This window comes from Pseudomonas sp. S34 (assembly GCF_009866745.1).
Classification (GTDB): Bacteria; Pseudomonadota; Gammaproteobacteria; order Pseudomonadales; family Pseudomonadaceae; genus Aquipseudomonas; species Aquipseudomonas jessenii.
In genome coordinates this window covers 5,448,445-5,474,718 of the sequence record NZ_CP019398.1, presented here as the reverse complement: position 1 = coordinate 5,474,718, position 26,274 = coordinate 5,448,445, and the positions used below count along the sequence as shown (strand labels likewise).

The following is a 26,274-nucleotide window of genomic DNA, read 5'->3' as shown; positions in this document are numbered from 1 at the left end:
AACATGCCACTGTTCCCGTGAAGCGACGATGCAGGCAAGATGAAGGTCTGCAAGTCAGAACACAGGATGCTGATCGTGACCGAAGCTTTTATTGTCGTTCAAACCGCCGAGCAAGCCGTGGATCGGCTTGCACTCTTGCACAATCGTGCAACCACCGCGCTGAGCCAGGCGCTCAAGCGCTACCTCAAGGATCGCGTCGAGCCCGATGCCGAACAGCGCTCGATGTTCCGCTATCCCGAATTGCGCCTGACCTATCACTGCCAGGGCGAAGTCCCGCAGACCACCCGTGCCTACGCCAAGGTCCAGCTGCCGGGCACCTACAGCGTCACCGTCACCCATCCCTCGGCTTTCCGTAAATACCTGCTGGAACAGCTCGTTCCGCTGATGCACGACTTCACCGTGACCGTGGAAGTCGGAGTCAGCCAGCAGAACATCCCGTATCCGTATGTGGTCGAGCAGGGCGATGAGCTGGCGGGCTCCGGCGTCACCGCCGCCGTACTGGCGCGGGTGTTCCCGAGTACCGACCTGTCGGCGGCGACCGACGGCATTGCCGACGGTCTGTACGACTGGGAAAACACCGACCCGCTGCCCCTGGCGCTGTTCGATGCCGCGCGGGTGGATTTCTCCCTGCGCCGACTGGTGCATTACACCGGCAGCGACTGGCGGCATGTGCAGCCGTGGATTCTGCTGACCAACTATCACCGCTACGTGGATCAGTTCATCGTCCATGGTCTGGAGCAACTGCGCAACGATCCGCGTTTCGTGCGCATGGTGCTGCCGGGCAACGTGATCATCGAAAAGAGCATGGATCACGGCGAAGCCTCGGCGATTGCCGCCGGGGTGGTCTGGCATCGCTACCAGATGCCGGCCTATCACCTGATCGCCAGCGATGGCCACGGCGTGACCCTGGTCAACATCGGTGTCGGCCCGTCCAACGCCAAGAACATCACCGACCACCTGGCCGTGCTGCGCCCGCACTGCTGGCTGATGATCGGTCACTGCGGCGGCCTGCGTCAGTCGCAGACCATTGGCGACTACGTGCTGGCCCACGCCTACATGCGTCGCGACGGAATTCTCGACCGGGTGGTGCCGCCGAACATTCCGATTCCGGCGTTGGCCGAAGTGCAGCTCGCGCTTCAGCAAGCGGCGGCCAACGTCACCGGCGAGAAGGGCGACGAACTGAAGAAACGCCTGCGTACCGGCACCGTGCTGACCTACGACGACCGTAACTGGGAGCTGCGCTGGGCGCAGGAACGGCCGCTGATCAACCTGTCCCGCGCCGTGGCGGTGGACATGGAAAGCGGCACCATTGCCGCGCAGGGTTATCGCTTGCGAGTGCCGTACGGCACGTTGCTGTGCGTCTCGGACAAGCCGCTGCACAGCGAAATCAAGTTGCCGGGCTCGGCCAACGCTTTCTATGAGCGCGCGGTCAGCCAGCACCTGAAGATCGGTATCGAGGCGGTGGATCTGTTGCGCACCGAACTCAACTCGCTGCACTCGCGCAAACTGCGCAGCTTCGACGAGCCGCCGTTCCGCTAACGGTTTGTCATGGTCATTTGGCGGTCAGGGCACTAGCATTAGCAGCCCTGACCGTTAGATGTTGTTTTGCCCATGTCGCGTCCATCTCGTCCACCTTCCCGTCGCCCCGGCGCGAAACCATCCCCATCAGCCCCGCGCCGTGTCGCCAAGGCGCCACCAGCCGAGCCGAAGCTGATCCTGTTCAACAAACCTTTCGATGTGCTGACGCAATTCAGCGACGGCGACGGGCGCGCGACCCTCAAGGATTACATCGATGTACCGGGCATCTATCCGGCCGGACGGCTGGACCGCGACAGCGAAGGCTTGTTGCTGCTGACCAACGACGGCCAGCTTCAGGCGCGGATCGCCGACCCGAAACACAAGCTGGCCAAGACCTATTGGGTGCAGGTCGAGGGCGAGCCGAACACCGAACAGTTGCAGCGCTTGCGCGACGGCGTCGAATTGAATGACGGCATGACCTTGCCCGCCGAGGCACGGCAACTGGACGAGCCTGAGCTGTGGCCGCGCAATCCGCCGGTTCGCTTTCGTAAAAGCGTGCCGACCAGCTGGCTGGAGTTGGTGATTCGCGAAGGGCGCAACCGGCAGGTGCGGCGCATGACCGCTGCGGTCGGGTTGCCGACCTTGCGCCTGGTGCGAGTCAGGATCGGCGACTGGACGATCGAAGGGCTCGATCAGGGACAGTGGAAAGAAGTACCGGCGCGCTTATAAAGTGCCGGATTCGATCAGGCCGATGACCACACTTTTGATCACGAATGCAGCAACACCAAGGCCGAGTACGAAGAACAGAATGAACGAGCCAAAGCGCCCGGCCTTGGACTTCTTCGCCAGATCCCAGACGATGAAACCCATGAAAATGATCAGGATCGTGACCAGTCCGGTCATCATCCACTCTTCGAATACTGCAGGATCCATCGAACATCTCCAGCACAGGCGAGGCTAAAAGGGCGCGGCGAGTATACGCCGCACTGGCTTCGTGCAGTATTGACCTGCGTCGGTGTGTCGCAGTCATTCGTCGCCTGTGCCGGCCCCATCGCGAGCAAGTTCGCTCCCACAAAGTTTTGTGTTGAGCGCAGTATCGTGATCCATACAAAACCTGTGGGAGCGAGCTTGCTCGCGATGGCGTCCTCAGCTGCGCAGATGAGTCAAAGGCAGTTCGGTGCTGTTCAACACCTGATTCAACACAAAACTCGATCGCACGCTGGTCACGCCTTCAATCCGCGTCAGATGCCCCAGCAGCAGTTTCTGGTAGTGATCCATGTCCGGCACCACGACCTTGAGCTGATAGTCGGCATCCATCCCGGTCACCAGGCTGCATTCGAGCACTTGGGGCAGGGTGCGGATGGCCGCTTCGAAATTCTCGAAACGCTCCGGCGTGTGACGGTCCATGCCGATCAGCACGTAAGCGGTCAGGCTCAGGCCGAGCATCTTGCGGTCGAGCAGGGCGACCTGGCGGGAAATGTAGCCGTCGTCTTCCAGTTGCTTGACCCGCCGCGAGCACGGCGAAGGCGAAAGGCCGATGCGCTCGGCCAGCTCCTGGTTGGAGATGCGTGCGTCGCGCTGCAATTCCGCCAGAATACTCAGGTCGTAACGGTCGAGCTTGCTCATCAATCGGTCCTTTGTCGTAACTATTGCGGAGGATTATGTATCTAGGGTTAAAAATTGCGCAAGTGATGTTTAATTCAGCAATCTTCGCAATCCTCTGCCGACGCTCCCGGCCTATTCTTATCACCAGAATCACTGCTCGGACAAACAGTCCAGTGCGGCTCGCCGAATCAGGCCCGCCGCGGTCGCCACCCCCACCGGGGATGTGCCGGCCCCCGAGCTACACACTGTCCAGAAGACGGCGTGAGGTGAGCCGACGCCACAAGTGTCGAGCCAGGACGAAGTTCTCCAAGGGGAGGCCGACGGGTCTCCCCTTTTTCTTGCGTGGAATTTGACCCGCTGGCCTCAATAAATAAGTTGTGTGACAGATAACCTGTCGCAGAACCGGCCAGCGCTTTCCCAGTCTTAAGTACAGGCCCTTACCCGCAATGAGGTAAAGCATGAAATCGCGCATCTGGCGTTTGGCCGGTGTTGGTTTGTTGTGTGTCAGTGTCTCGGTGCAAACGATGGCCGATGAGCCGCAAAACCGTGGCCATGATGGCGGGCAACGCGGCCAGGGTGGTTATCAGGGCGATAACCAGGGCCGTGGTGGCGGTGACCAGCCGCATCCGCAAAACGGCCAGCAGCAGAATCAGCCCCGGGCGCAGAACAAGGACAACCGCCAGAAAGAGCACGGCGGCCAGAATCAACGTCAGGACAATGACCATAGGCAGAGCCGTCCAGCACCGGATTTCAACAGCCAGGTGCGCTCGCCGCCGCCACCGCCGCAGATGCCGGCCACTGACATGCCAATCCAGCCCCGGCCCGACACCGTGCGCCAGACCCAGGAGCCGCAGCGCGGTTACTACCAGGACCAGCCACGTCGCAACGATGACAAACAGCGCTGGAGTGGTTACACCGTCGCACCGTCCTATGACAATCACGGGCAGGGGCGCCCGAGTGGGCGCGGCAACGGCTGGGGGCCTGGCCCCAGGTATCGTCCCGGTCATGTGATCGACCGCTTTCCCGAGCGCGACTACCGCGTGCCTTACCGTGGCATGGATTACTTCTATTCCGGTGGCTACTGGTATCGCCCGCTGGGCCCGCGTTACGTGGTGGTGCAGCCACCGCGCGGGATTCGTGTCAGGTACCTGCCCGATTACGCCGAGCAGGTATGGATCGGCGGGGCGCTGCTGTTCCTGGCGGCCGGTTCCTATTACGCCTATCAGCAAAGCACTCAGGATTACGTCGTGGTCGAACCGCCGGTTGGCCAACCGCAACCACCCGCTGGCAACAGCGGTTATGACGTGGAGGCGTATCCAGCCAACGGGCAGTCGCCGGAGCAGGTCAGTCGGGACGGTTACGAGTGTTATCAATACGCGGTGCAGCAGAGTGGTTTCGATCCACGAACCGCCACCTACCAGCCAGACCCGTCGGTGGTGCAAGCCTACCGACAGGCCCAGGGCAACTGCCTGAGCAGTCGCGGTTATCAGGTGACTTACTGATCCCGCGCGGCTTTCACCACTTCCTGCGGGTCGGCGTGCACCAGCACTTCGGCCCGCGGGTAGGCGGTATGAATGGCGGCGGCAGCCTGATCGCTGATGCCATGGGCAACGGATAGCGTCAGCTCCCCCGGCAGCTCCAGATGCAACTGCACAAACCACTGGTTGCCGGAGATCCGCGTGCGCAGGTCATGGGCACCCAATACGCCGGGGACGCTGCACGCCAATTCCAGCATGTGCTGGCTGACCTCCGGCGGCAGTTCTTCATCCATCAACACCGCGAAGCTCTCCCGGGCGATCTGCACCGCGCTCCACAGAATGTAGACGGCGATTCCCAGGCCGAACCAGGGGTCGACCTGATGCAGTCCAAGCCCGGCCAACACCAGCGCGATCAGAATGCTGCCGTTGAGCAGCATGTCCGAGCGGTAGTGCAGAGAGTCGGCGCGCACCGCGTTGGAGCCGGTGGCCTTGACCACCCGATGTTGAAACATCAACAACGCCAGGGTCAGCACGAGGGAAAACACAATCACGCCGATACTGATCCACGGCGCGCCCACGGGCTCGGGATGCTTCAACCGATCGTAGGCCTGCAACGCGATCAGTACCGCACTGCCGCCGATGAACAACGCCTGGGCCATGCCCGCCAATGACTCGGCCTTGCCGTGCCCGTAGCGATGATCATTGTCGGCCGGGCGCAGGGCGTAATGCACCGCCAGCAGGTTGAGCAATGACGTGACGCCGTCGAGTGTCGAGTCGGTGAGCCCGGCGAGCATGCTCACCGAGCCGCTCAACCACCAGGCGATGGCTTTGGCGACGATCAGGATGCATGCCACCGCCACCGAGGCACGGGTCGCCAGCCGCAGCAGGCGGGCGTGTTCGGAGCTGGAGGTCATAGGGGCCATCGTTCCTTGAAGAGTCCTTTCGCGCGTAGGGATTTACGCGGCGGGTTGCAGGCCGAACATCGCCAGTTGCTGGGCGTTGCCTTTGCTCTGGATCAGGCGTGGATCGTCCAGCGGGAAGCTGCGACCCAGTTCGCTTTCCAGAATAGTCTGCAACTTGCGGTTATCGACTTTGCCGTCGGCGCCGATGGCTTCCTTGAGTTTTTCCGGTGCAACTTGTGCGGTCTCTCCCGGTGCGTAGTAAATCGCGCCGGTGGCGAAGTCCACGGCAAACGCAATCAGGCCGGGGATGATGTAGAACAGCAGGCCCACGGCGTCGAGCGCGGCAATGGCCGGGTCGATCTTGCCTTCGATCTGGCCACGGCGATCCGGGTAGAAGATCGAACCGCAGGCGGTCACTTGAGTCAGCAAGGTTGCGACCAGAACACCGCCAATCAGGCGAAAGGGAGCACGCATATGAAACCTCCTGGGTAATCTCGAAACGAAACGTCGTCGGTATGAATTAAGACCCTGACGAACGCCTTGCAGTTCGCCGTTATACTCGCCGCTCTGTTTGGGAGCCAGCATGATTTCTTTGCCGATCGATGAAGTTTTACCCGCCCTGCGTGAAGCCCTCGCTACACGCCACGAAGCCGTGCTCGAAGCGCCGCCCGGCGCAGGTAAAACCACCCGCGTGCCTTTGGCCTTGCTCAACGAACCGTGGCTGGCCGGGCAGACCATCCTGATGCTTGAACCCCGCCGGTTGGCGGCGCGGGCGGCGGCGGAGCGGCTGGCCAGTGAACTGGGGGAGAAGGTCGGCGAAACCGTGGGCTATCGCATTCGGCTCGACAGCAAGGTCGGTCCCAACACCCGCATTGAAGTGGTCACCGAAGGCATCCTCACCCGGCGTTTGCAGGACGACCCCGCGCTTGAGGGCGTGGGCCTGCTGATCTTCGACGAATTTCACGAACGCAGCCTCGACGCGGATCTGGCGCTGGCCCTGAGCCTCAATGGCCGGGAACTGTTCCGTGACGATCAGCCGCTGAAAATCCTCTTGATGTCCGCCACGCTGGAAGGCGAACGCTTGGCCGGGTTGCTCGACGACGCGCCGATCCTGCGCAGCGAAGGGCGCATGTTCCCGGTGGCGATGCGCTGGGGCCGACCGTTCCAGTCCGGTGAATTCATCGAGCCGCGCTTGGTACAAACCATTCTTGAAGCCTTGAACGACGAAACCGGCAGTGTGTTGGTGTTCCTGCCGGGGCAGGCGGAAATCCGGCGCGTGCATCAGCAACTGGCCGATGCCTTGGGCGAAAACACTCAGGTTCTACTGTGCCCATTGCACGGTGAACTGGACCTCGCCGCGCAACGGGCAGCCATCGATCCGGCACCGGCGGGCAAGCGCAAAGTGGTACTGGCCACCAACATCGCCGAAACCAGCCTGACCATCAATGGCGTGCGCGTGGTGATCGATGCCGGGCTGGCTAGGGTGCCGCGTTTCGACCCCGGCAGCGGCATGACCCGTCTCGACACCCAGCGCATTTCCAAGGCCAGCGCCACCCAGCGCGCGGGCCGGGCCGGGCGCCTGGAGCCGGGCGTGTGTTATCGCTTGTGGTCCCAGGATCAGCACGAGCAACTGGCGGCCTATGGCAGTGCGGAAATTCTTTCGGCGGACCTCGCCGGGCTGGCCTTGCAACTGGGACGTTGGGGCGTAAAACCCGAACAGTTGGTGTGGCTCGACATGCCACCTGCGGCTGCCTATGCACAGGCTCAAGATTTGCTGGAACGCCTCGGAGCGTTGGATGGCGAAACGCTGACCCGTCACGGTCAGGCCATGGCCGAACTGCCGGCGCATCCGCGCATCGCGCATTTGCTGTTGCGCGGCCAGGCGCTGGGACTGGCGGACATGGCCTGCGACGTCGCGGCACTGCTCGGCGAGCGCGATATCTTGCGCGGCGCCGGGGCGGATTTGCACAGCCGACTGGTATTGCTGTCTGGCGAAGAACGCGCCGCACGGGGTGCCCAGGGTGGGGTGCAGCGCGCACGGCAATTGGCGCGGCAGTATCGTGGTTACCTTCGGGGCAAAGCAGCGGAGCCGGTCAGCGATCCAGATCACTCGCGCTGGCTCGGCGCATTGCTGGCGCTGGCCTATCCCGACCGGGTCGCTCAGCAACGGCGCGCCGGTGGTGCGGAATATCGCTTGGCCAACGGACGTGCCGCACTGTTCGCCGAGGCCGATAGCCTGATGAAGCAGCCGTGGCTGGTGATCGCCGATCTGGGCAGTCGCCAGGGCCAGCGTGAGGAGCGGATTTATCTGGCGACGGACTTCGATCCGGCACTCTTCGATTCAGTGCTGGCCGAGCAGGTTCGCTGCGTCGATCAACTGGATTGGGATGAACGTGAAGGCGTACTGCGGGCCGAGCGTCAGCGCAAGGTTGGTGAGCTGATCCTCAGTCGTGAACCGCTGACCGGTCTCGATGAAACCGCCCGCAGCCAGGCGCTGGTCAACCTGGTGCGGCGCAAAGGCCTGGAGCTGTTGCCGTGGACCCCGGAGTTGCGTCAGTGGCAGGCGCGGGTCGCCTTGTTGCGGCAACTGGACCTCGCCGCCAAGGGCGAGAGCGAGTGGCCGGATGTCAGCGACGTGGCATTGCTCAAGAGTTTGGAGCAATGGCTGATGCCGTATCTGGGCAAGGTTTCGCGGCTCAGTCACTTCGCCAACCTGGATCTGTCGAGCATCGTCCACAACCTGCTGCCGTGGCCGCTGCCACAACGCTTGGACGAGCTGGCGCCCCATCATTTGAGCGTGCCGTCAGGCTCGTCGATTCGTCTGGATTACAGCGAACAGCCGCCGATTCTCGCGGTGCGCTTGCAGGAGTTGTTCGGCCTGGCCGAGACCCCGCGCATCGCCGGGGGGCGGCAGGTGGTCAAACTGCATCTGTTGTCCCCGGCGCGGCGGCCGGTGCAGGTGACTCAGGACCTGGCCAACTTCTGGCGCAGCACCTACGCCGAAGTGAAGAAGGATTTGAAGGGGCGCTATCCGAAGCATTACTGGCCGGATGATCCGCTGGTGGCCGAGGCGACTGCGCGGATCAAACCCCGTAAATAACGGTTAACACCGGACTCTGTGGCGAGGGGGCTTGCCCCCGTTGGACTGCGCAGCAGGCCCTGCTTTTCAGATGAAGAGTTAGGGCCGCTGCGCGACCCAGCGGGGGCAAGCCCCCTCGCCACATGAAGTTACTGCGATCTTTCGGATTTTGCGGTGAGCTGTTCGCGGCAATAGTCCGCAAACAACTGCGCCGGTTTGGTCAGTTGCCCACGCTTGAGCCACGCCGCCACCAGTCCCGAACCGGTGACGTCTTCAGCGATGTCCACGCACACCACCTTCTGCCCGTCGTAGGTGCACTCCGAATGCGGTTTGGTCACCAGGATGGAGAACCCGAACCCCTGGCCAACCATGCCCCGCACCATCTCGATCGAAGGCGAGCTGAAGGCGATGCGCGGGGTCAGGCCCAGCTCATCGAACAGGCTGACGAAGTAGGTCCGGCTCGGCTGCACGTCCAGAAGAATCATTGGCTCCAGGCACAGGTCCCGCAGCGACACCTGTGCCTGCTGGGCAAAACGGTGATCGGCTGGCAGCAGCGCGTAAGGTCGTTGCGCCGGCATCAGCGGTTCGGTCTCGATGGTGCCGTCCAGATCGTGCTCGTAAAGGATCGCCAGGTCGAAAGCGCCGGAGGTCAGGCCCTGCACCAGCTCTTGTTGCTCGCCGTCGCGGATGCGGATTTCCACCCCCGGGTACAACGCCGAAAATCCGGCGATCAATTGCGGCAGGTACAGCGGTGCGACGGTTTCGAAGCAGCCGATATCGATCTGCCCGGAGACCACATCGTTGTCGGCCAGGGCGTTCTGTTCGAACTCCTTGGCCATGCGCAGCAGTTCCTGGGCCTTGCGGTAGAAGCGTGCACCACTGGGGGTCAATGACACGCCCTGTGCATGGTGACGAATCAGCAGTTGCACGCCGAAACTGTCTTCCAGCCCTTTGATGGCCGTGGAGATCGAGGGCTGGGCGATGTACAGCTTGCGCGAGGCCTCGGCCACGCTGCCGCACTCGACGGTGGTGATGAAGTATTTCAGTTGACGCAGATTGTAGGCAGCCACAGCGAACCTCGGGGGGAGAACGGATCAGGCATCCTGGCAATTTGCGCGCCACCCCTATCCGCTCGGGTAGCGATTTGTTGTGGTTGAACAATAACCACATGCTGCGCCAGAAGGGAGATTGGCTACGTAGTTTTTTCTTGGCCTGCGAACACATTTTTACTGGTTTTCCACCGCTTGGGCCTGAGCGACTATCCAATACACAAGAATGTCCTCTGGAGCATCTGAACGTGTTCGAGCTTGAGTATTGGCAACGCAAGGCCGCTTCCGTGCGGTTTCCCGACCAGGCCGTGATCGACGGCCAGTGCCGCCCGGCGCAGTCGGGGCAGACTTTCGCCGCGATCAACCCCGCCACCGGCCAATGCCTGGCCAACGTTGCCGCCTGCGGCGAAGAAGACGTGAACTCGGCGGTACACAATGCGCGGCAGGTTTTCGAGGCAGGCACCTGGGCTGCGCGCTCACCGACCGAACGCAAGCAAGTACTGTTGCGCCTGGCCGATTTGATCCTCGAAAACCGTGAAGAGCTAGCGCTGCTCGATTCGCTGAACATGGGCAAGCCCGTTGCCGATGCCTACAACATCGACGTGCCGGGTGCCGCTGGAGTGTTCCGCTGGTACGCCGAAAGCCTCGACAAACTCTACGATCAGGTCGCGCCGAGTGCGCAGAACGTGCTGGCAACCATTACTCGCGAAGCCTTGGGTGTGGTGGCTGCGGTGGTGCCGTGGAATTTCCCTCTGGACATGGCGGCGTGGAAACTCGCCCCAGCCCTGGCCGCCGGTAACTCGGTGATCCTCAAGCCGGCCGAACAGTCGCCGTTTTCCGCCCTGCGCCTGGCTGAGCTGGCGCTGGAAGCCGGTGTACCTGCGGGTGTGCTGAACGTGCTGCCGGGGCTCGGCGAGCAGACCGGCAAGGCCCTCGGCCTGCACCCGGACGTCGATTGCCTGGTGTTCACCGGCTCCACCGAGGTCGGCAAATATTTCATGCAGTACTCGGCGCAATCGAACCTCAAGCAGGTGTGGCTGGAGTGCGGCGGCAAGAGCGCCAACCTGGTGTTTGCCGATTGTCAGGATCTGGACCTGGCGGCCGAGAAAGCCGCGTTCGGTATCTTCTTCAATCAGGGCGAAGTCTGCTCGGCCAACTCGCGGTTGCTGGTGCAACGCTCGATCCATGACGAGTTTGTCGAACGCCTCAAAGCCCAGGCCGAATGCTGGTTGCCGGGCGATCCGCTGGACCCGTCGAGCGCCGCCGGGGCCATCGTCGACAGCCGTCAGACCGCGCGCATCATGAAGTTCATCCAGCAAGCCGAACAGCAAGGCGCGACCAGGATCTGTGGCGGTCGGCAGTCGATCTTCAATGGCTCGGACAACTTCATCCAGCCGACGATTTTCACCGGCGTGACGCCGGACATGCCGCTGTTTCGCGATGAAGTATTCGGCCCGGTTCTGGCCGTCACGGCGTTCGACGACGAGGCCCACGCCTTGCAATTGGCCAACGACAGCATCTACGGTCTGGCGGCTTCGCTGTGGACCGACGACCTCAACCGCGCCCACCGTGTGGCGCGACAATTGCGGGCCGGTACGGTGTCGGTCAACAGCGTCGATGCGCTGGATGTGACCGTGCCTTTTGGCGGTGGCAAGCAGTCGGGTTTCGGCCGCGACCTGTCCCTGCATTCATTCGATAAATACACCCAGTTGAAGACCACCTGGTTTCAATTGCGCTGATAACAAAACGGAGAACTGGCGATGACCACACCACGTGATACCCGCGACTACCAGGCCGCCGACGCTGCGCACCACATCCATGCGTTCGTCGATCAGAAAGCCCTCAACGATGAGGGGCCACGGGTGATGGTCCGTGGCGAGCGCCTGCACCTGTGGGACAACGATGGCCGACGTTACCTCGACGGCATGTCCGGGTTGTGGTGCACCAACCTCGGTTACGGGCGCAAGGACCTGGCCGCCGCGGCGAGCCGGCAGCTGGAACAGCTGCCGTACTACAACATGTTTTTCCACACCACCCACCCGCAGGTGATCGAGCTGTCCGAGCTGCTGTTCAGCCTGCTGCCGGCTCACTACAGCCACGCGATCTACACCAACTCCGGCTCTGAAGCCAACGAGGTGTTGATCCGCACGGTGCGTCGTTACTGGCAGGTGCTCGGCAAACCCGAGAAGAAAATCATGATCGGCCGCTGGAACGGTTACCACGGTTCGACCCTGGCCGCGACGGCGCTGGGCGGCATGAAGTTCATGCACGAAATGGGCGGCATGATTCCGGACATCGAGCACATCGACGAGCCCTACTTCTTCGCCCACGAAGGCAACCTGACCCCGGCCGAATTCGGTCTGCGCGCGGCGCAGCAACTGGAAGCGAAGATCCTCGAACTGGGTGCTGACAAGGTCGCAGGCTTTATCGCCGAACCGTTCCAGGGCGCCGGCGGCATGATCTTCCCGCCGGAAAGCTACTGGCCGGAAATCCAGCGCATCTGCCGCAAGTACGATGTGCTGCTGTGCGCCGATGAGGTGATCGGTGGCTTCGGTCGTACCGGTGAATGGTTCGCCCACGAGTACTTCGGTTTCGAGCCGGACACCCTGTCCATCGCCAAGGGCCTGACCTCGGGCTACATCCCCATGGGCGGCTTGATCCTGTCGAAGAAAATGGCCTCGGTGCTGGTGGAGCAGGGCGGTGTGTTTGCCCACGGCCTGACCTATTCCGGACACCCGGTGGCGGCGGCGGTGGCGATTGCCAACCTCAAGGCCTTGCGCGATGAAGGCGTGGTGACGCGGGTCAAGGACGACATCGGCCCGTACCTGCAGCAGTGTCTGCGCGAAGTGTTCGGCAAGCACCCGCTGGTGGGTGACATCCAGGGCACCGGCATGGTTGCGGCGCTGCAACTGGCCGAAGACAAAACCAGCCGCAAGCGTTTTGCCAATGAGAACGACATTGCGTGGCGCTGCCGCACGATTGGTTTCGAGGAGGGCGTGATCATTCGCTCGACCTTGGGCCGGATGATCATGGCGCCGGCGTTGATTGCCAGCCGTGAGGAGATTGATGAGCTGATCGGCAAGACCCTGAAAGCGGTGGATCGTACGGCGCAGGAGTACGGCCGGATTTGATCTTGTAGCGTTCTCTCGGGCCTCTTCGCGAGCAAGCCCGCTCCCACAGGATTTGTGTCTGCCGCAAGTTTTGGGCACTACACATAACCTGTGGGGGCGGGCTTGCTCGCGAATGCGATGGCCCATTCAACACATTCTTCACCTCTTGCACCCACCTCGGGCATCCCCGCCCACAGCGCCCTTTCGCGGTGCGCGCTAACGAGTTTTTTCATCGTTCGCATCCACATATTTCCTCATTTTCCTAATCCCGCCCTTGGGCCAACATCGATCTCGCCAGCCCACCGAATGCTGCCCGCCGAAGGGTCCCCGAGAGACCACAGGTTGCAGCCGATTCAGGGCTCGCCGTACTGCCCATGACAAAACTAAATCAACAGCTTTGGGAGTGCTCCATGATCAAGTCCTTGCTTACCCGCGTTGCCCATCCACTGGCGGTCACCGCCATCGCCGCGACGGTCGCCACCAGCGCCCAGGCCGGCACCCTGTCCATCGGTCATACCACCTGGGTCGGCTACGGCACCCTGTACCTGGCCCAGGACCTGGGCTACTTCAAGGAAAACGGTTTGACCGTCGAGTTGCCGGTGGTCGAGGAAGCGGCGATGTACATGGCCGCACAAGCTTCCGGTGAGTTGTCCGGCTCGGCGTCGACCATCGACGAGGTGCTCAAGTACCGTCCGCAATTCTGCTTCAAGGCCGTGGCCGCGCTGGACGACAGCCATGGTGGCGACGGCGTGCTGGTGGGCAAGGACGTCAAGAGCCTGCAGGAACTCAAGGGCAAGGCCGTTGCAGTCAACGAAGGTTCGACCTCGCAGTTCTGGCTGTCCTATCTGCTGAAAAAGCACGGCATGAGCATGAGCGACATCACCGTGCAGAACATGACGGCCGACGACGCCGCCACCGCGTTCATCGCCGGTCGCGTACCGGCCGCCGTGACCTGGGAGCCGCACTTGTCGATGGTTCGCGACAAGAAGCAGGGCAAGGTGCTGATCGACAGCAGCAGCACACCGGGGGTGATCGTCGATGTGGTCGCACTGAACTGCAGCGTGATCGAAAAACAGCCGGAAGACGTCAAGGCCCTGGTGGCCGGTTTGTACAAAGCTGTGCAGTACACCAAGGATCATCCACAGGAAGCCTACAAAATCATGGCCAAGGGTGTCGGCGGTTACCTGGCCGATCCGAAGGAAATGGAAGCGGCCGCACAGGGCGTGCGTTTCTACGATCAGGCCATGAGCGAAAAACTGCTGGGCTCGCCGGGTAAACCGGGTGACAGCGCACCGCTGATCAAGCTGGCCAACGAGACCGCCAGCGAGCTGCAAGGCAAGCCCTACAACGTCAGCAATGACGACCTGATCGACAACCGCTTCGTCACCCCGCTCTAGGAGGCTGCATGTTCAAGCGCAATTCATGGCTGAGCCGCTGCATCACGCCCAAGACCGGATTGCCGGTCTCGGTGATCTGGAGCGCGAGCGGCCTGGCCTGGGTGCTGTTGGTCGGCCTGTGGGCCGGGTTGTCCTACGGCGGCGTGGTGCCGGGCATGTTCCTGCCGACGCCGGGCGCGGTGGTCGAGGCCGCCGTGCGGTTAGGCCGCGACGGCACCCTTGGCCAACATGTGTGGGCCAGTGTCGAAGTGGTGATGGTCGGTTTCATCGTGTCGTCCCTGGTGGCGGTGCCCCTGGGCTTGTTGATGGGCAGCTTTCGCATCGTCCAGGCCTTCCTTGAGCCGCTGGTGAATTTCATTCGCTACCTGCCGGTGACCTCGTTCGTGCCGCTGTTCATCCTGTGGATCGGCATCGGTCTGGAGCAGCGGGTGTCGGTGATCATTTTCGGCGTGTTCTTCCAGCAATTGGTGATGATCGCGGACGTGTCCAAAGGCATCTCCAAGGACCTGATCAACGCCTCCTACACCCTTGGCTCGAACCGTCGTGACGCGGTGCTGCATGTGATTGCCCCGGCGTCCCTGCCGGGCGTGCTCGATACCCTGCGGGTGACCATGGGCTGGGCCTGGACTTACCTGGTGGTGGCTGAACTGGTCGCTGCTTCCAGTGGTCTGGGTTACCTGAGCCTCAAGGCTATGCGTGGCTTTCAGGTGGATGTGATTTTCCTCGCCATCGCGATCATCGGCCTGCTGGGCCTGGTCACCGATCAACTGTTCCGTTTCCTTCGTCTGAGGATCACCGCATGGGCTCAGTAACCGCCGCCACTCATCGTTTTGTCGCCCCCCAGGCTGCCCCGGTGAACGCCCCCCGGCTGAAGGTGGACAAGGTCAGCCTGAGTTACAAGAAACCCGATGGCGGTACCTTTACCGCGTTGGAGGAAGTGTCGTTCGAAGTGCCGGACCAGCAATTTGCTGTGCTGGTGGGGCCTTCGGGCTGCGGCAAGTCGAGCCTGCTGTATCTCACCGCCGGCCTGGCCGAACCGACCTCGGGTGAGATTTACGTTGGCGGCCAGCAGGTCGAAGGCCCCGGCGCGGACCGCGGCATGGTGTTCCAGAGCTACACGCTGTTCCCGTGGCTGACGGTGCGCCAGAACGTCGAGTTCGGCCTCAAGCGGCGTGGCATGCCGGCGGCGCAACGCAAGGACATCGTCGATTACTACGTGAACGAAGTGGGTCTGAGCGGTTTTGCCGACAACTACGCCAAACAGTTGTCCGGCGGGATGATGCAACGTGTCGCCATTGCCCGCGCACTGGCCAATGACCCGCAGATCCTGCTGATGGACGAACCCTTCGGCGCTCTCGACAGCCAGACGCGCCTGCAAATGCAGCAGCTGTTGCTGCGGGTGTGGGGCAACAGCAAAAAGACTGTGTTGTTCGTGACCCACGACATCGACGAGGCGATTCTGCTGGGCGACCGGGTGTATGTGATGGGGGCCAGGCCGGGGCGGATCAAGCAGATTCTGGATGTGCCGATCGAGCGTCCACGCAACCTGGACATGGTCATGGAGCGCTCGTTCATCGAGATGAAGCGCGAGATCTTCGGGCTGCTGCATGATGATCTGGAGGAGGTGCATTAAGTCAGGTTTGCACAGACCTTGTGGGAGCGGGCTTGCTCGCGAAAGCGGTGTATCAGACAACATTGATGTCGGATGTACTGGCCTCTTCGCGAGCAAGCCCGCTCCCACAGGTTTTGTGTTGACTCGGAATCAGGGCGCAACCGGCAACAGAAACCGCGCAATCACCGGCAGGTGATCGGAGATGCGCAATGTATCGTCCTGCCGCACCATCGCCTCTACCCGTTTGATCCGCGGGCTGTAGAACAGGTAGTCGACGGTCCGGTCCGGGCCGTTCAGTCCGGGATCGTTCGGGTAGTGGGTCAGCCAGCGCTCGCGGTCGATGCCACTGGCTTCGTTGTTGGTCGGGATCATCGGGTACTTGTCCCACAGCAGGTGCAACACGCTGTCGGCGGAGTAGGGCGCGCGTTGTGCATCGGGCAGGCGCCGATACTGGCCCAGCGGCAACAAGTTGAAATCCCCACCGATCAACCACGGCGTGCCACGGCTTTCGAGTTTATCGAGGGCCCTGGCCACGGCGTTCACCTGGTTTTGCAAGGTGTTGTCCGCTCGATCGGCGCGCTCCAGATGGGTATTGAGCACCGCTATTTGCCCGCCATCACTCAATGGCAAGTAGCTCACCAGCAAAGCGTCTCTGGGTTTGAATTGGCGGCTGACCGGATTGCCCGAGGCGACTGGCAGTTGCAGCCGTTCGGCATGTTCGATCCGATAACGGCTCAGGGTTGCCAGTTGCCGGCCGACACTGCCGAAGATGTGCGGATTCGGCACGAAGTCGGCTTTCCAGTCGAACGCGCTGGTGCCACACGGATACAAGTCGGCGAGCCGCTCCTGCAGCAGCTTGAACTGGTGCTGGTAATCGCTGGCCTTGGCGCCGTCGTCCAGTTCCTGCAACAGCACGATGTCCGGTTGTTCGTCGCGAATCACCCGCGCCACTTCGTCAAGGCTGAAAGCCATGTCTTCCGCTGTGGGACGTTCGTCGGTGCCCGCGGCCAGGTCATTCCAGAATACGTAGCGCTTGCCGGCCAGGTACTGGACGTTCCAGGTCATCACCTTCAACGCCTGCCCGGGGACCAGGGAGGGGGCCTGGGCACTGCAACTGACGGGCAACAATTCTTTGGCATCGGGGCGCCAGGTCAGACTGTAGATCATCGCGGCGATCAGGCCGATCACGATCAGCAGGCCCGGCAGGAAGTAGCGCAGTAGACGGGTCATGGCTCGGCTTATTAGCGTTACAGGATTGTTCCCGAGCATACCCGAGAGCGAGGGTCGCGCCTAAGGTCAGAGCGAGTTGTCATTTCTTTCAGGCAACGGGTTGATCAGCATGAACAGTCGGAACAGCACCACGCTGGTAAACAGCTGCAGGAAACTGTGGGCGCTGTCGATCAGCATGGATACCACCGGGTTCTGAGGTTCGGGGTACGCTGCCAGCGTCACGCCTTTGAGCAGCCACAACGGCCCCATCACACACAGAATGCACAGCAGGATGCGCAAGAAATGCCCTTGGGTCATGCGCAGGCTTTCCTTCATGGCCGCCAGTGGCGCCAGGCCGCGCAACACCAGCAGGTATTCGCCAAACGCCAGGGTCACCATCAGGTAGATACCCGGCAGGAAATACAGCGACAGGCCCAGCAGAATCAGCACGGTATTGAGCGCGGTCAGCAGGGCGAAGCGTGGCCACAGGCCCGCCGCCATCGCCAGCAGGTCGCGGTTGCGCGGCGACTCGCCGCGGCTGCGGGCGTCGAGAAACAGGATCAGCGCAGCGGTGTACAGCGGGTACACCAGCAAGCCGACTATCACGCTGATGCCGGGGAAACTGTCCGGCTCGGTGGAGTGGTCGACCACTTGTTGCAGCAGCGCCTCAAGCATCACCAGCGGCAGGCACAGCTGCACGATCTGGCCCAGATTGCGCTTGAAGAAATACAGCGAGTCACGCAGGACATCTAACGGATTCATCAGTGGGTATCGCAGGTTGGAAGCAGTGGCTCACTTTAACCGATCAAGCGCTCGTAGACGCAAACGTAAACGTTCGGTAAATGTCATTGAAACATCTTGTTTCAGCCTCCATTAAGGTCGGGCACCTTATCCTCATTGGATAAAGGCAACGATTTTCCCGGCAATCTACGAGGTCGCCATGAACAGCGAAGAACAAACCCTGATCGATGGACTGTTTTCCCGGCTGCAAAAGGCCGAAACGGACTCAGCCCCGCGCGACGCCCAGGCCGAGGCGCGGATCAAGGAACACCTGACGCGCCAGCCCGCGGCAGGTTATTTCATGACCCAGGCGATTCTGGTGCAAGAGGCGGCGATCAAGAGCCTCGATGAACAGAACAGGCAACTGACCCAGCAAGTCCAGCAGTTGCAGGCCGAACTGCAACAGGCCAAGGCCCAGGCGACCCCGGCTCCAGCGCCGAGCAGCGGTGGCTTTTTGTCGAGCATCTTTGGCGGCAACTCTCGTGAGCCACAGCCTGCACCCACCCAGAGCTCACCACCCTCGAGCGGTGGCTGGCGCGAGCCGGGACGCTCGTCGTTCGGTTCGCAACCGCCACAGCAGAACTTCGGCGCGCCGCAGAACTTTCCCCAGCAGGGCTATGCACCACAGCAACAGGCTCCGGCAGCGGCCGGCAGCAGTTTCCTCGGTGGTGCGCTGAAAACCGCTGCAGGCGTGGCGGGTGGCGTGATGCTGGCACAAGGCATCAGCAGCCTGTTCCATCACAATCAGCAACCGGAAGTCGTCGAAGTCATCAAGGAAGAGCCGGCCCAGGTCAACGACCAGGGCAACAATGGCTGGGGCGATGACCAGCGCATGGCCGGTAACGACTCCTACAGCAACGATCAGGGCGGGTTCAGCGACGCTGACTACAGCGATGACTCGTTATTCGGCGGCGACGACGATTCCTTCGTCTGATACGCCATTCGTCCGGAGCGCAACCGCGCTCCGGGCCGATTATTCGCGGAACAATCCTCAGGGCTGGCATACTGGGCGACTTTTCGGGCCTGGTGCCTGATTCAGCCCTGAGGAAAGCCGGTGAAAAAAATCGCAGTGTTCGCCGATGTCCAGAACCTCTACTACACCGTGCGTCAGGCTTATGGTTGCCACTTCAACTACGCCGCACTGTGGGCTGACATCAGCAAGCAGGGCGAGATCGTCGAAGCCTACGCCTATGCCATCGACCGTGGCGACAGCAAACAGCAGCAGTTCCAGCAGATCCTGCGCAACCTCGGTTTCACCGTGAAGCTCAAACCCTATATCCAGCGCAGCGATGGCTCAGCCAAGGGCGATTGGGATGTGGGCATCACCCTCGACATCATGGATGCCGCCGACCATGTCGATGAAATCGTCCTGGCCTCCGGCGACGGTGATTTCGACATGCTGCTCGAACGCATTATCAGCAAACACGGCGTACAAGCAGTGGCCTACGGCGTACCGGGGCTGACCGCCAACTCGCTGATACGCGCCGCCAGCCGCTACGTGCCGATCGAAGGCGCGTTGCTGCTCAAGAATTGATTTTTACGGAGTTGAACCAGGTTTGGAACGCATCGCAGTCATCGACTTTGAAACCACCGGGATCTCACCGAGCAGCAGTTGCCGGGCCACGGAAATCGCCGTGGTGATCCTTGAACAGGGGCGCATCGTCGAGCGTTACCAAAGCCTGATGAATGCCGGCGTGCGCGTCCCGGCCTTCATCGAACAACTCACCGGCATCAGCAACGCCATGCTGCGCACCGCCCCGTCGGCCGAGCAGGTGATGAACGAAGTGAATGAATTCGTCGGCTGCACGCCGTTGCTCGCGCACAACGCCGCGTTCGACCAGAAGTTCTGGGACTTCGAACTGGGGCGAATCAAACGCACCCGCCTGCAGAACTTTGCCTGCTCGCTGCTGCTGGCTCGCCGCCTGATGCCCGCCGCGCCGAACCACAAACTCGGCACCCTCACCACGTTCGCCAACCTGCCCCACACCGGCAAGGCCCACCGGGCCATGGCCGATGCCGAGATGGCGGCCAACCTTACGGCACACCTGGCCGAAGAGTTGCGCCAGAAGCACGGCTTGCGCGAGCTGTCCCATGACTTGCTGTGCAAATTGCAGAAAGTGCCGGCGGCGAAGGTAAACGAACACCTCAAGCGCTATCGCTGATTCCGAAAACACCGCAAATCCCCTGTGGGAGCGGGCTTGCTCGCGAAAGCGCCAGTTCAGCCAACATCATTGTTGAATGACACACCGCTTTCGCGAGCAAGCCCGCTCCCACATTGGATATGCTGTGGTCTTGGGGTTACTTGCCGTTCGCCTCCAACTGCCCCAGCGGCACCCGCTTCTCTATCGCGCTCGACAACACAATCGACGTCTTGCTGAACCCGAACGTGGCGATCCGGTTGATCAGCTCTTCCAGCTCCGGCATCGAGCCCACCGCCGCTTGCATGATCACGCAGGGATCGCCGGTCACCCGATGGCATTCGGTCAATTGCGGGATTTTGATCAGGTCGTCGTAGGCTTTCTGGTTGCCGTGCTGGTTCAGACGCAGTTCGATCACGCACTGGATCGGCAGGCCGAGCTTGGCCATGTCGACCTTTGCCTGGTAGCCGGTAATCACACCGCTGGCTTCGAGCTTGGCCACGCGCTCGGCCACGGCCGGGGCGGACAGGTTGACCTTGCGCGCCAGGTCCGCGTAGGACGCGCGACCGTTTTCCAGCAGGGCGCTGAGCAGCATGCGGTCGTACTTATCCATCGGGGGTGACTCCTGAAAATAGCCGACTTTCGAAATCACGGTTTATAGCGCTGAACTCCGTGTTTTGAAAAGTGTACCGGCGCTTTAAACAGGTTTTGTAACTTATTTTCCGGCGCTAGCCTTTCTAGAATAGCCGTTCACTTGTACTTGCCTGTGAGCTGCCTCCATGTCCGGCTTTCGTCGCTTTCCTTTACCCTTGATCGCTGCCTTCTTCGCCTTGTATGTGATTTGGGGCTCGACCTACCTGGTGATCCGCATCGGCGTGGAGTACTGGCCGCCGTTGTTGCTCGCCGGTATCCGTTTCGTCATTGCCGGGACTTTGATGTACGCCTTTCTGCGCTGGCGCGGGGCGCCGGCGCCGACCTGGGCGCAGTGGAAAGCCGCCGGGATCATCGGGATTCTGCTGCTGGCGTGCGGCAACGGCGCTGTGAGTGTGGCCGAGCACACGGGCGTCGCCTCCGGGGTGGCGGCTTTGGCGGTGGCGACGGTGCCACTGTTTACCTTGCTGTGCGGATATTTCTGGGGCGCACGTAATACCCGTCTCGAATGGGCCGGGATTGTGCTCGGCTTGATCGGAATCGCCATGCTCAACCTGGGTTCCAACCTGCAATCGAGTCCATTGGGTGCGGCGTTGCTGATTTTTGCAGCGGCGACCTGGGCGTTTGGTTCTGTTTGGAGCAAACACCTGCCGTTGCCTCAGGGCGCGATGGCCAGCGCTGTGGAAATGCTGGTGGGCGGCGTCGTGTTGCTGATTGCCAGCGCAGTCAGCGGTGAGCACCTGGAAAAGGTGCCACCGATCGAAGGTTGGGCCGCGTTGGCGTATCTGACCGTGTTCGGTTCGATCATCGCCTTCAACGCCTATATGTACCTGTTGAAGCACGTGCGTCCGGCGGCAGCGACCAGTTATGCCTACGTCAACCCGGCGGTGGCGGTGTTGCTGGGGATCGTGTTCGTCGGCGAAACCATTGGCATCGAAGAAGCCCTGGCGATGGCGGTGATCATCAGTGCCGTGGTGTTGATCGGCTTGCCACAATGGCGTCGCACGCCAGAGCGGCCATTGGTGGTGACGGCAGTGCCGACAGAATCCCGTGTGAATTAGGGTAAACTGCGCGGCATTGCATCTTGTTTTGCACACTTGTTTTGAACAACCCGCGCTGAATTTTCCTACGGTATTCCCATGACTTTCGCCACCCTTGGCCTGATCGAACCCTTGCTGCGCTCCCTCGAGACGCTCGGCTACCAGACTCCGACGCCGGTTCAGGCGCAAGCCATTCCGGCGGTGCTGGCCGGTCGCGACCTGATGGCCGCCGCCCAGACTGGCACCGGCAAGACCGCCGGTTTCGCCCTGCCGCTGCTACAACTGCTGGCCATGGAAGGGCCGAAAGTCACCGCCAACTCGGTCCGCGCGCTGATCCTGGTACCGACCCGCGAGCTGGCCGAGCAGGTTCACGAAGCCGTGCGCCAGTACGCCGAAAACCTGCCGCTGCGTACTTACGCGGTGTACGGCGGCGTCAGCATCAACCCGCAAATGATGAAGCTGCGCAGCGGTGTCGATCTGTTGGTGGCGACCCCGGGCCGCTTGCTCGACCTGTTCCGCCAGAACGCGCTGAAGTTCAACCAGTTGCAGACCCTGGTGCTGGACGAAGCCGACCGCATGCTCGACCTGGGCTTCTCCGAAGAATTGGCGAACATCTACAAGACGTTGCCGAAAAAGCGCCAGACCCTGCTGTTCTCCGCGACCTTCTCCGATGACATCCGCCTGCTGGCCGGGCAGATGCTCAACGATCCGCTGACTATCGAAGTCAGCCCGCGCAACGTCGCAGCCAATACGGTCAAGCAATGGATCGTGACGGTGGACAAGAAGCGCAAGCCGGAACTGTTCGTGCACCTGATGCGCAAGGGCAAGTGGAAGCAGGTGCTGGTGTTCGCCAAGACCCGCAACGGCGTGGACGCGCTGGTGGAGAAACTTCAGGGCCTGGGCATCAACGCCGACGGCATCCACGGCGACAAACCCCAGGCGACCCGCCAGCGTGCGCTCGACCGCTTCAAGGCGAGTGAAGTGCAGATCCTGGTCGCTACCGACGTGGCAGCCCGTGGCCTGGACATCGAAGACCTGCCGTTGGTGGTCAACTTCGACTTGCCGATCGTCGCTGAGGATTACATCCACCGCATCGGTCGTACCGGCCGCGCGGGTTCGACCGGCGAGGCGATTTCCCTGGTCTGCGCCGATGAAGTGAATCTGCTGTCGGCCATCGAGATGCTGACCCGCCAGACTTTGAAGCGGCAGAACGAGCCGGACTTCGAGCCCGAGCACCGCGTGCCGGACACCGATGCCAGTGGCCAGGTCGTCAAGAAGCCGAAAAAACCGAAGAAGCCCAAGGCGTCCGGTGGTGGCGGTGGTAAACGCAATCTGGGTCGGTGGGTTGATAGCGGTGAGGTTGCGCCGGCGGAGCCTTCGATCAAGCCTGTGCGCAAGGTGCCGGTGTTCAATACCGGGCCGCGCAAGCGTAAGCCTTGATTTACCCCTGCGTCTGTTAGGCCGCCTTCGCGAGCAAGCCCGCTCCCACACTGGATCTGTGTCGTTCACAAATCCCCTGTGGGAGCGGGCTTGCTCGCGAAGGGCGCACCTCGGTCGTCAGCCCTTGCGCCGCAACCACTCCACCATCCCCAACCCCGCCGCTCGCCCACTGGCGAAACACGCGGTCAGCAGATAGCCGCCGGTCGGCGCTTCCCAATCGAGCATTTCCCCGGCGCAGAACACGCCAGGCAGTTGCTTGAGCATCAAACGCTCATCCATCGCCTCGAACAACACCCCGCCAGCACTGCTGATGGCCTCGTCCAGTGGACGGGTTTTCACCAGTGTCAGTGGCAAAGCCTTGATCGCGTTGGCCAGCAAGGCCATATCGGCAAAGCAGTCGGCGCTGGTCAGTTCACGCAATAGCGCCGCTTTGACCCCATCGATGCCCAACTGACTGTGCAGGTGCTTGGCCATGGAGCGCGATCCCCGGGGTTTGCTCAACGCCGCTGCAACTTTATCCACAGGCCGGCCCGGCAACAGGTCCAGATGAATGGTTGCCGAACCGTGCCGGTTGATTGCCTCGCGGATGGGGGCCGACAGGGCGTAGATCAGACTGCCTTCAATTCCGGTGGCGGTAATCACGCATTCGCCGAGTCGCGGCACGTCATCGTTAAGGCCGATGGCGATGTTTTTCAGCGGCGAGCCGGCGAATTTGCTGACCATCAATTCGCTCCAGGCCTGCACCTCGAAGCCGCAATTACTGGGTTGCAACGGCGCCAGTCCTACGCCGCGTTGCTCCAGTGGCAGCATCCACGCGCCGTCCGAACCCAGGCGCGACCAACTGCCGCCACCGAGGGCGAGCAGGGTGGCGTCGGCTTGCACGGTTGTTTCACCTTCCGGGCTGTCGATACGCAATCCGCCACGCTCGTCCCAGCCGAGCCAGCGGTGGCGGGTGTGGATAACTACGCCACTGTCGCGCAGGCGTTTGAGCCACGCGCGCAGCAGCGGCGCGGCCTTCATGTCGGTGGGGAATACCCGGCCGGAGCTGCCGACGAAGGTCTCGATGCCCAGTTCATGAATCCACTGACACAACGCTTCGGCGCCGAAGCCGCGCAGCAGCGGGGCGATCTGCGGGGCGCGTTCGGCGTAGCGTGAGAGAAATGCCGGGTAGGCTTCGGAGTGCGTGATGTTCATGCCGCCGACGCCGGCCAGGAGGAATTTTCGCCCCACTGAAGGCATACCGTCGTACAGGTCGACCTTGATCCCGGCCTGGCTCAACACTTCGGCCGCCATCAGACCGGCGGGGCCGCCGCCGATGATGGCGACGTGAGGGGAGAGGGCTGGTAAGGATCGAGTCATGGAGTGCGCTGCGGTCTGGCGGGATAAGCCGGGCATTCTACCAGCCCAAATCCATGTGGGAGCGGGCTTGCTCGCGAAAGCGGAGTGTCAGCTGACATCTATGGCGCCTGACACACTGTATTCGCGAGCAAGCCCGCTCCCACATTTGGTTTTTGTTGTTTATAAAAGGTTGGTTAAAAAACAACCAGTGCTCTGTAGCTCAAGCTCCGCATGGGCTGCAGGCCCTTTCACTCAGGTTATCCACAGGCAGCTCCACAGGCATTGTGGGTAAAGCATCCACAGCTCAGTGACAACCTGATGACTGCCATACGCGCTGCGCGCTGTGATGGAGGATGCCGTGACGGCGTGCCAGGGCCTGGCGGTCCTTGCTGTAGCCGCCGCCGATTACACCGACCACCGGAATGTCACGGCCCAGGCAATGGCGCATCACGCTTTCATCGCGGGCGGCGACGCCTTCGTCTGTCAGCTTCAGATAACCCAAGGCGTCGTCCTTATGCACATCGACCCCGGCGTCATACAGCACCAGATCCGGTTGGTAGAGCGGCAGCAAGTAGTTGAGTGCATCGTCCACCACCTTCAGGTAGTCGGCATCGCCCATGCCTTTGGGCAGTGGAATGTCCCAATCACTTTCGGCCTTGCGTGCGGGAAAGTTCTTCTCGCAGTGCAGGGAAACGGTCACCGCTTCCGGGGTGTTATGAAGTATTCGTGCAGTCCCGTCGCCCTGATGCACGTCGCAATCGAAGATCAGCACGCGGTTCACCCGACCACTTTCCAGCAGGTAATGGCTGATCACCGCCAGGTCATTGAAGATGCAGAACCCGGCCGGGTAATCGTAGTGCGCATGGTGGGTGCCGCCCGCGAGGTGGCAGGCCAGACCATGCTCCAGCGCCTGCTCGGCCGCCAGCAACGAACCACCCACCGCCCGCACCGTGCGTCGGGCCAGGGCTTCGGTCCAGGGCAGGCCGAGGCGGCGCTGGTCTTCGCGGGATAATTCGCCACTCATGTAGCGCTCGATATACGAAGGGTCATGGGCGAGGGCGAGAATCTCTGCGGGACACAGGTCCGGGCGCAGCAGATCGGCGTCGCGGGTCAGGCCGCTGCCCACCAGGTGATCGCGCAACAGGCGGAACTTGTCCATGGGGAAGCGGTGATCCGCCGGAAACTCTGGACTGTAGTCTTCGTGATAAATCAGCGGCAGTGGCATGGTCATTTCATGTAGGAATGAGAGACGGATCCTACCAGCGTTGTAGACTGGCGACATTGAAATGGAGGGGCGGGGCACGATGGAGCCAATACTGGAGCTTGAAAGCGCTCGGCTGCTGTTGCGCCAGTGGCGCGACGAAGATTTACCTGACTTTGCGGCGATGTGCGCCGATCCGCAGGTGATGCGCTATTTCCCGGCAGCCTTGAGTCGGCTGGAGAGCGCCTCATTGATCGGGCGAATCCGTGGTCATTTCGCCGAGCACGGTTTCGGCCTATGGGCTCTGGAACGCAAGGACACCGGCCAATTCATCGGTTTTACCGGGCTCGGTGTGGTCGGTTTCGACGCGCCTTTCACCCCGGCCACGGAAATCGGCTGGCGCCTGGCCCGCGAGCACTGGGGGTTGGGTTACGCCAGTGAAGCGGCGTGGACCGCTCTGCGCTGCGGGTTTGACCGCTTGCTGCTGAGCGAAGTCGTGTCCTTTACCGCTGACAGTAATCTGCCGTCGCAGAAAGTCATGCAGGCGATTGGCATGCATCACGATCCGGCCGATGACTTCGATCATCCCAAGCTCTCCGTCGATCATCCCCTGCATCACCACGTGTTGTACCGCATCAGCCGTGAACAATGGCTGCAAACCTTGCATGGATAACCTGACACGGACGTTTACAATGGACCACATGTTGGCCCGGGCCAGAAACTGAAT

25 protein-coding genes and 1 pseudogene are annotated in these 26,274 nt (G+C 61.8%); 16 read left to right on the top strand and 10 right to left on the bottom strand.

Going from position 1 to position 26,274, the window contains the following annotated elements; all coding sequences use genetic code 11:
* Window positions 1-39 precede the first annotated feature (39 nt).
* Together amn and PspS34_RS24485 are read left to right on the top strand one after the other, a co-directional pair.
* Window positions 40-1,539: an AMP nucleosidase gene (amn, locus tag PspS34_RS24490; RefSeq protein ID WP_173677927.1), complete on the top strand. Its 1,500-nt coding sequence runs from the start codon at window positions 40-42 to the stop codon at window positions 1,537-1,539.
* A 72-nt stretch (window positions 1,540-1,611) separates the two neighbouring features.
* The gene (locus PspS34_RS24485; protein WP_102670798.1) at window positions 1,612-2,247 is read left to right on the top strand and encodes a pseudouridine synthase; all 636 of its coding nucleotides are present in this window, start codon (window positions 1,612-1,614) and stop codon (window positions 2,245-2,247) included.
* On the opposite strand, the gene PspS34_RS24480 is transcribed toward PspS34_RS24485, so the two are convergent.
* Complete coding sequence (locus tag PspS34_RS24480) at window positions 2,242-2,451, bottom strand: DUF2788 domain-containing protein (protein WP_008022976.1); 210 nt, start codon at window positions 2,449-2,451, stop codon at window positions 2,242-2,244. The genes PspS34_RS24485 and PspS34_RS24480 overlap by 6 nt on opposite strands.
* 213 nt (window positions 2,452-2,664) lie before the next feature.
* Window positions 2,665-3,144, bottom strand: coding sequence for an Lrp/AsnC family transcriptional regulator (locus PspS34_RS24475; protein ID WP_007937367.1), 480 nt, complete (start codon window positions 3,142-3,144; stop codon window positions 2,665-2,667).
* Window positions 3,145-3,581: 437 nt separating this feature from the next.
* Between PspS34_RS24475 and PspS34_RS24470 the strand changes: the two genes are divergently transcribed.
* Window positions 3,582-4,625 carry a DUF6515 family protein gene (locus PspS34_RS24470; protein ID WP_154862128.1) on the top strand — a complete coding sequence of 348 codons (1,044 nt, stop codon included), beginning with the start codon at window positions 3,582-3,584 and terminating at the stop codon, window positions 4,623-4,625.
* Here PspS34_RS24470 and PspS34_RS24465 read toward each other — a convergent pair.
* Window positions 4,619-5,515 carry a cation diffusion facilitator family transporter gene (locus tag PspS34_RS24465; RefSeq protein WP_154862129.1) on the bottom strand — a complete coding sequence of 299 codons (897 nt, stop codon included), beginning with the start codon at window positions 5,513-5,515 and terminating at the stop codon, window positions 4,619-4,621. The two genes, PspS34_RS24470 and PspS34_RS24465, sit on opposite strands and share 7 nt — an antisense overlap.
* 42 nt (window positions 5,516-5,557) lie before the next feature.
* Window positions 5,558-5,977, bottom strand: coding sequence for a hypothetical protein (locus PspS34_RS24460; RefSeq protein ID WP_057713177.1), 420 nt, complete (start codon window positions 5,975-5,977; stop codon window positions 5,558-5,560).
* Window positions 5,978-6,086: 109 nt separating this feature from the next.
* On the opposite strand from PspS34_RS24460, the gene hrpB reads away from it, so the two are divergent.
* Window positions 6,087-8,603: an ATP-dependent helicase HrpB gene (gene hrpB, locus PspS34_RS24455; protein WP_154862130.1), complete on the top strand. Its 2,517-nt coding sequence runs from the start codon at window positions 6,087-6,089 to the stop codon at window positions 8,601-8,603.
* Window positions 8,604-8,731: 128 nt separating this feature from the next.
* Here the strand turns inward: hrpB and PspS34_RS24450 are convergent, their stop codons facing one another.
* Window positions 8,732-9,652, bottom strand: a complete 921-nt coding sequence (locus PspS34_RS24450; RefSeq protein ID WP_057713179.1) for a LysR family transcriptional regulator — start codon at window positions 9,650-9,652, stop codon at window positions 8,732-8,734.
* Window positions 9,653-9,879: 227 nt separating this feature from the next.
* Here PspS34_RS24450 and PspS34_RS24445 point away from each other — a divergent pair, with 227 nt between their 5' ends.
* The 5 genes from PspS34_RS24445 to PspS34_RS24425 all read left to right on the top strand — a co-directional run bounded on the left by PspS34_RS24445 (window position 9,880) and on the right by PspS34_RS24425 (window position 15,771).
* Entirely contained in the window at window positions 9,880-11,370 is a 1,491-nt protein-coding gene (locus PspS34_RS24445) for an aldehyde dehydrogenase (RefSeq protein ID WP_154862132.1), read from the top strand.
* 21 nt (window positions 11,371-11,391) lie between these two features.
* The gene (locus PspS34_RS24440; protein WP_150814314.1) at window positions 11,392-12,762 is read left to right on the top strand and encodes an aspartate aminotransferase family protein; all 1,371 of its coding nucleotides are present in this window, start codon (window positions 11,392-11,394) and stop codon (window positions 12,760-12,762) included.
* 389 nt (window positions 12,763-13,151) lie between these two features.
* A complete protein-coding gene (locus tag PspS34_RS24435; protein ID WP_150672692.1) occupies window positions 13,152-14,138 on the top strand; it encodes an ABC transporter substrate-binding protein in 987 nt (328 codons plus the stop codon).
* Window positions 14,139-14,146: 8 nt separating this feature from the next.
* Window positions 14,147-14,950: an ABC transporter permease gene (locus PspS34_RS24430; protein ID WP_007990681.1), complete on the top strand. Its 804-nt coding sequence runs from the start codon at window positions 14,147-14,149 to the stop codon at window positions 14,948-14,950.
* Entirely contained in the window at window positions 14,938-15,771 is an 834-nt protein-coding gene (locus PspS34_RS24425) for an ABC transporter ATP-binding protein (RefSeq protein ID WP_090451570.1), read from the top strand. The genes PspS34_RS24430 and PspS34_RS24425 overlap by 13 nt, the downstream gene beginning before the upstream one ends.
* A 129-nt stretch (window positions 15,772-15,900) precedes the next feature.
* Here PspS34_RS24425 and PspS34_RS24420 read toward each other — a convergent pair whose 3' ends face one another.
* Complete coding sequence (locus PspS34_RS24420) at window positions 15,901-16,980, bottom strand: endonuclease/exonuclease/phosphatase family protein (RefSeq protein WP_154862133.1); 1,080 nt, start codon at window positions 16,978-16,980, stop codon at window positions 15,901-15,903.
* 66 nt (window positions 16,981-17,046) lie between these two features.
* Window positions 17,047-17,721, bottom strand: coding sequence for a YciC family protein (locus tag PspS34_RS24415; protein ID WP_154862134.1), 675 nt, complete (start codon window positions 17,719-17,721; stop codon window positions 17,047-17,049).
* Between the two features lie 178 nt (window positions 17,722-17,899).
* Here PspS34_RS24415 and PspS34_RS24410 point away from each other — a divergent pair, with 178 nt between their 5' ends.
* The 4 genes and pseudogenes from PspS34_RS24410 to PspS34_RS28735 form a co-directional block, all read left to right on the top strand.
* Window positions 17,900-18,673: a DUF2076 domain-containing protein gene (locus PspS34_RS24410; RefSeq protein ID WP_154862135.1), complete on the top strand. Its 774-nt coding sequence runs from the start codon at window positions 17,900-17,902 to the stop codon at window positions 18,671-18,673.
* A 120-nt stretch (window positions 18,674-18,793) separates the two neighbouring features.
* The gene (locus PspS34_RS24405) at window positions 18,794-19,273 is read left to right on the top strand and encodes an NYN domain-containing protein (protein ID WP_007990686.1); all 480 of its coding nucleotides are present in this window, start codon (window positions 18,794-18,796) and stop codon (window positions 19,271-19,273) included.
* 22 nt (window positions 19,274-19,295) lie between these two features.
* Window positions 19,296-19,901 (top strand): 3'-5' exonuclease, encoded by a 606-nt coding sequence (locus tag PspS34_RS24400; RefSeq protein WP_150813529.1) that lies wholly within the window; start codon window positions 19,296-19,298, stop codon window positions 19,899-19,901.
* A 24-nt stretch (window positions 19,902-19,925) separates the two neighbouring features.
* Window positions 19,926-20,012 (top strand): annotated as a pseudogene (locus PspS34_RS28735) (metal ABC transporter ATP-binding protein); the annotation flags it as partial.
* Window positions 20,013-20,037: 25 nt separating this feature from the next.
* Here PspS34_RS28735 and PspS34_RS24395 read toward each other — a convergent pair.
* Window positions 20,038-20,490 carry an Lrp/AsnC family transcriptional regulator gene (locus tag PspS34_RS24395; protein WP_102670812.1) on the bottom strand — a complete coding sequence of 151 codons (453 nt, stop codon included), beginning with the start codon at window positions 20,488-20,490 and terminating at the stop codon, window positions 20,038-20,040.
* Window positions 20,491-20,656: 166 nt separating this feature from the next.
* On the opposite strand from PspS34_RS24395, the gene yedA reads away from it, so the two are divergent.
* Complete coding sequence (gene yedA / locus PspS34_RS24390; RefSeq protein WP_154862136.1) at window positions 20,657-21,589, top strand: drug/metabolite exporter YedA; 933 nt, start codon at window positions 20,657-20,659, stop codon at window positions 21,587-21,589.
* Window positions 21,590-21,667: 78 nt separating this feature from the next.
* Window positions 21,668-23,008 carry a DEAD/DEAH box helicase gene (locus PspS34_RS24385; protein WP_154862137.1) on the top strand — a complete coding sequence of 447 codons (1,341 nt, stop codon included), beginning with the start codon at window positions 21,668-21,670 and terminating at the stop codon, window positions 23,006-23,008.
* A 117-nt stretch (window positions 23,009-23,125) separates the two neighbouring features.
* On the opposite strand, the gene PspS34_RS24380 is transcribed toward PspS34_RS24385, so the two are convergent.
* Window positions 23,126-24,367, bottom strand: coding sequence for a TIGR03862 family flavoprotein (locus PspS34_RS24380; RefSeq protein WP_178122802.1), 1,242 nt, complete (start codon window positions 24,365-24,367; stop codon window positions 23,126-23,128).
* A 283-nt stretch (window positions 24,368-24,650) separates the two neighbouring features.
* Entirely contained in the window at window positions 24,651-25,571 is a 921-nt protein-coding gene (locus tag PspS34_RS24375; protein ID WP_154862139.1) for a histone deacetylase, read from the bottom strand.
* A gap of 79 nt (window positions 25,572-25,650) precedes the next feature.
* Between PspS34_RS24375 and PspS34_RS24370 the strand changes: the two genes are divergently transcribed.
* A complete protein-coding gene (locus tag PspS34_RS24370; RefSeq protein WP_150813523.1) occupies window positions 25,651-26,220 on the top strand; it encodes a GNAT family N-acetyltransferase in 570 nt (189 codons plus the stop codon).
* The last annotated feature ends 54 nt before the right edge of the window (window positions 26,221-26,274 follow it).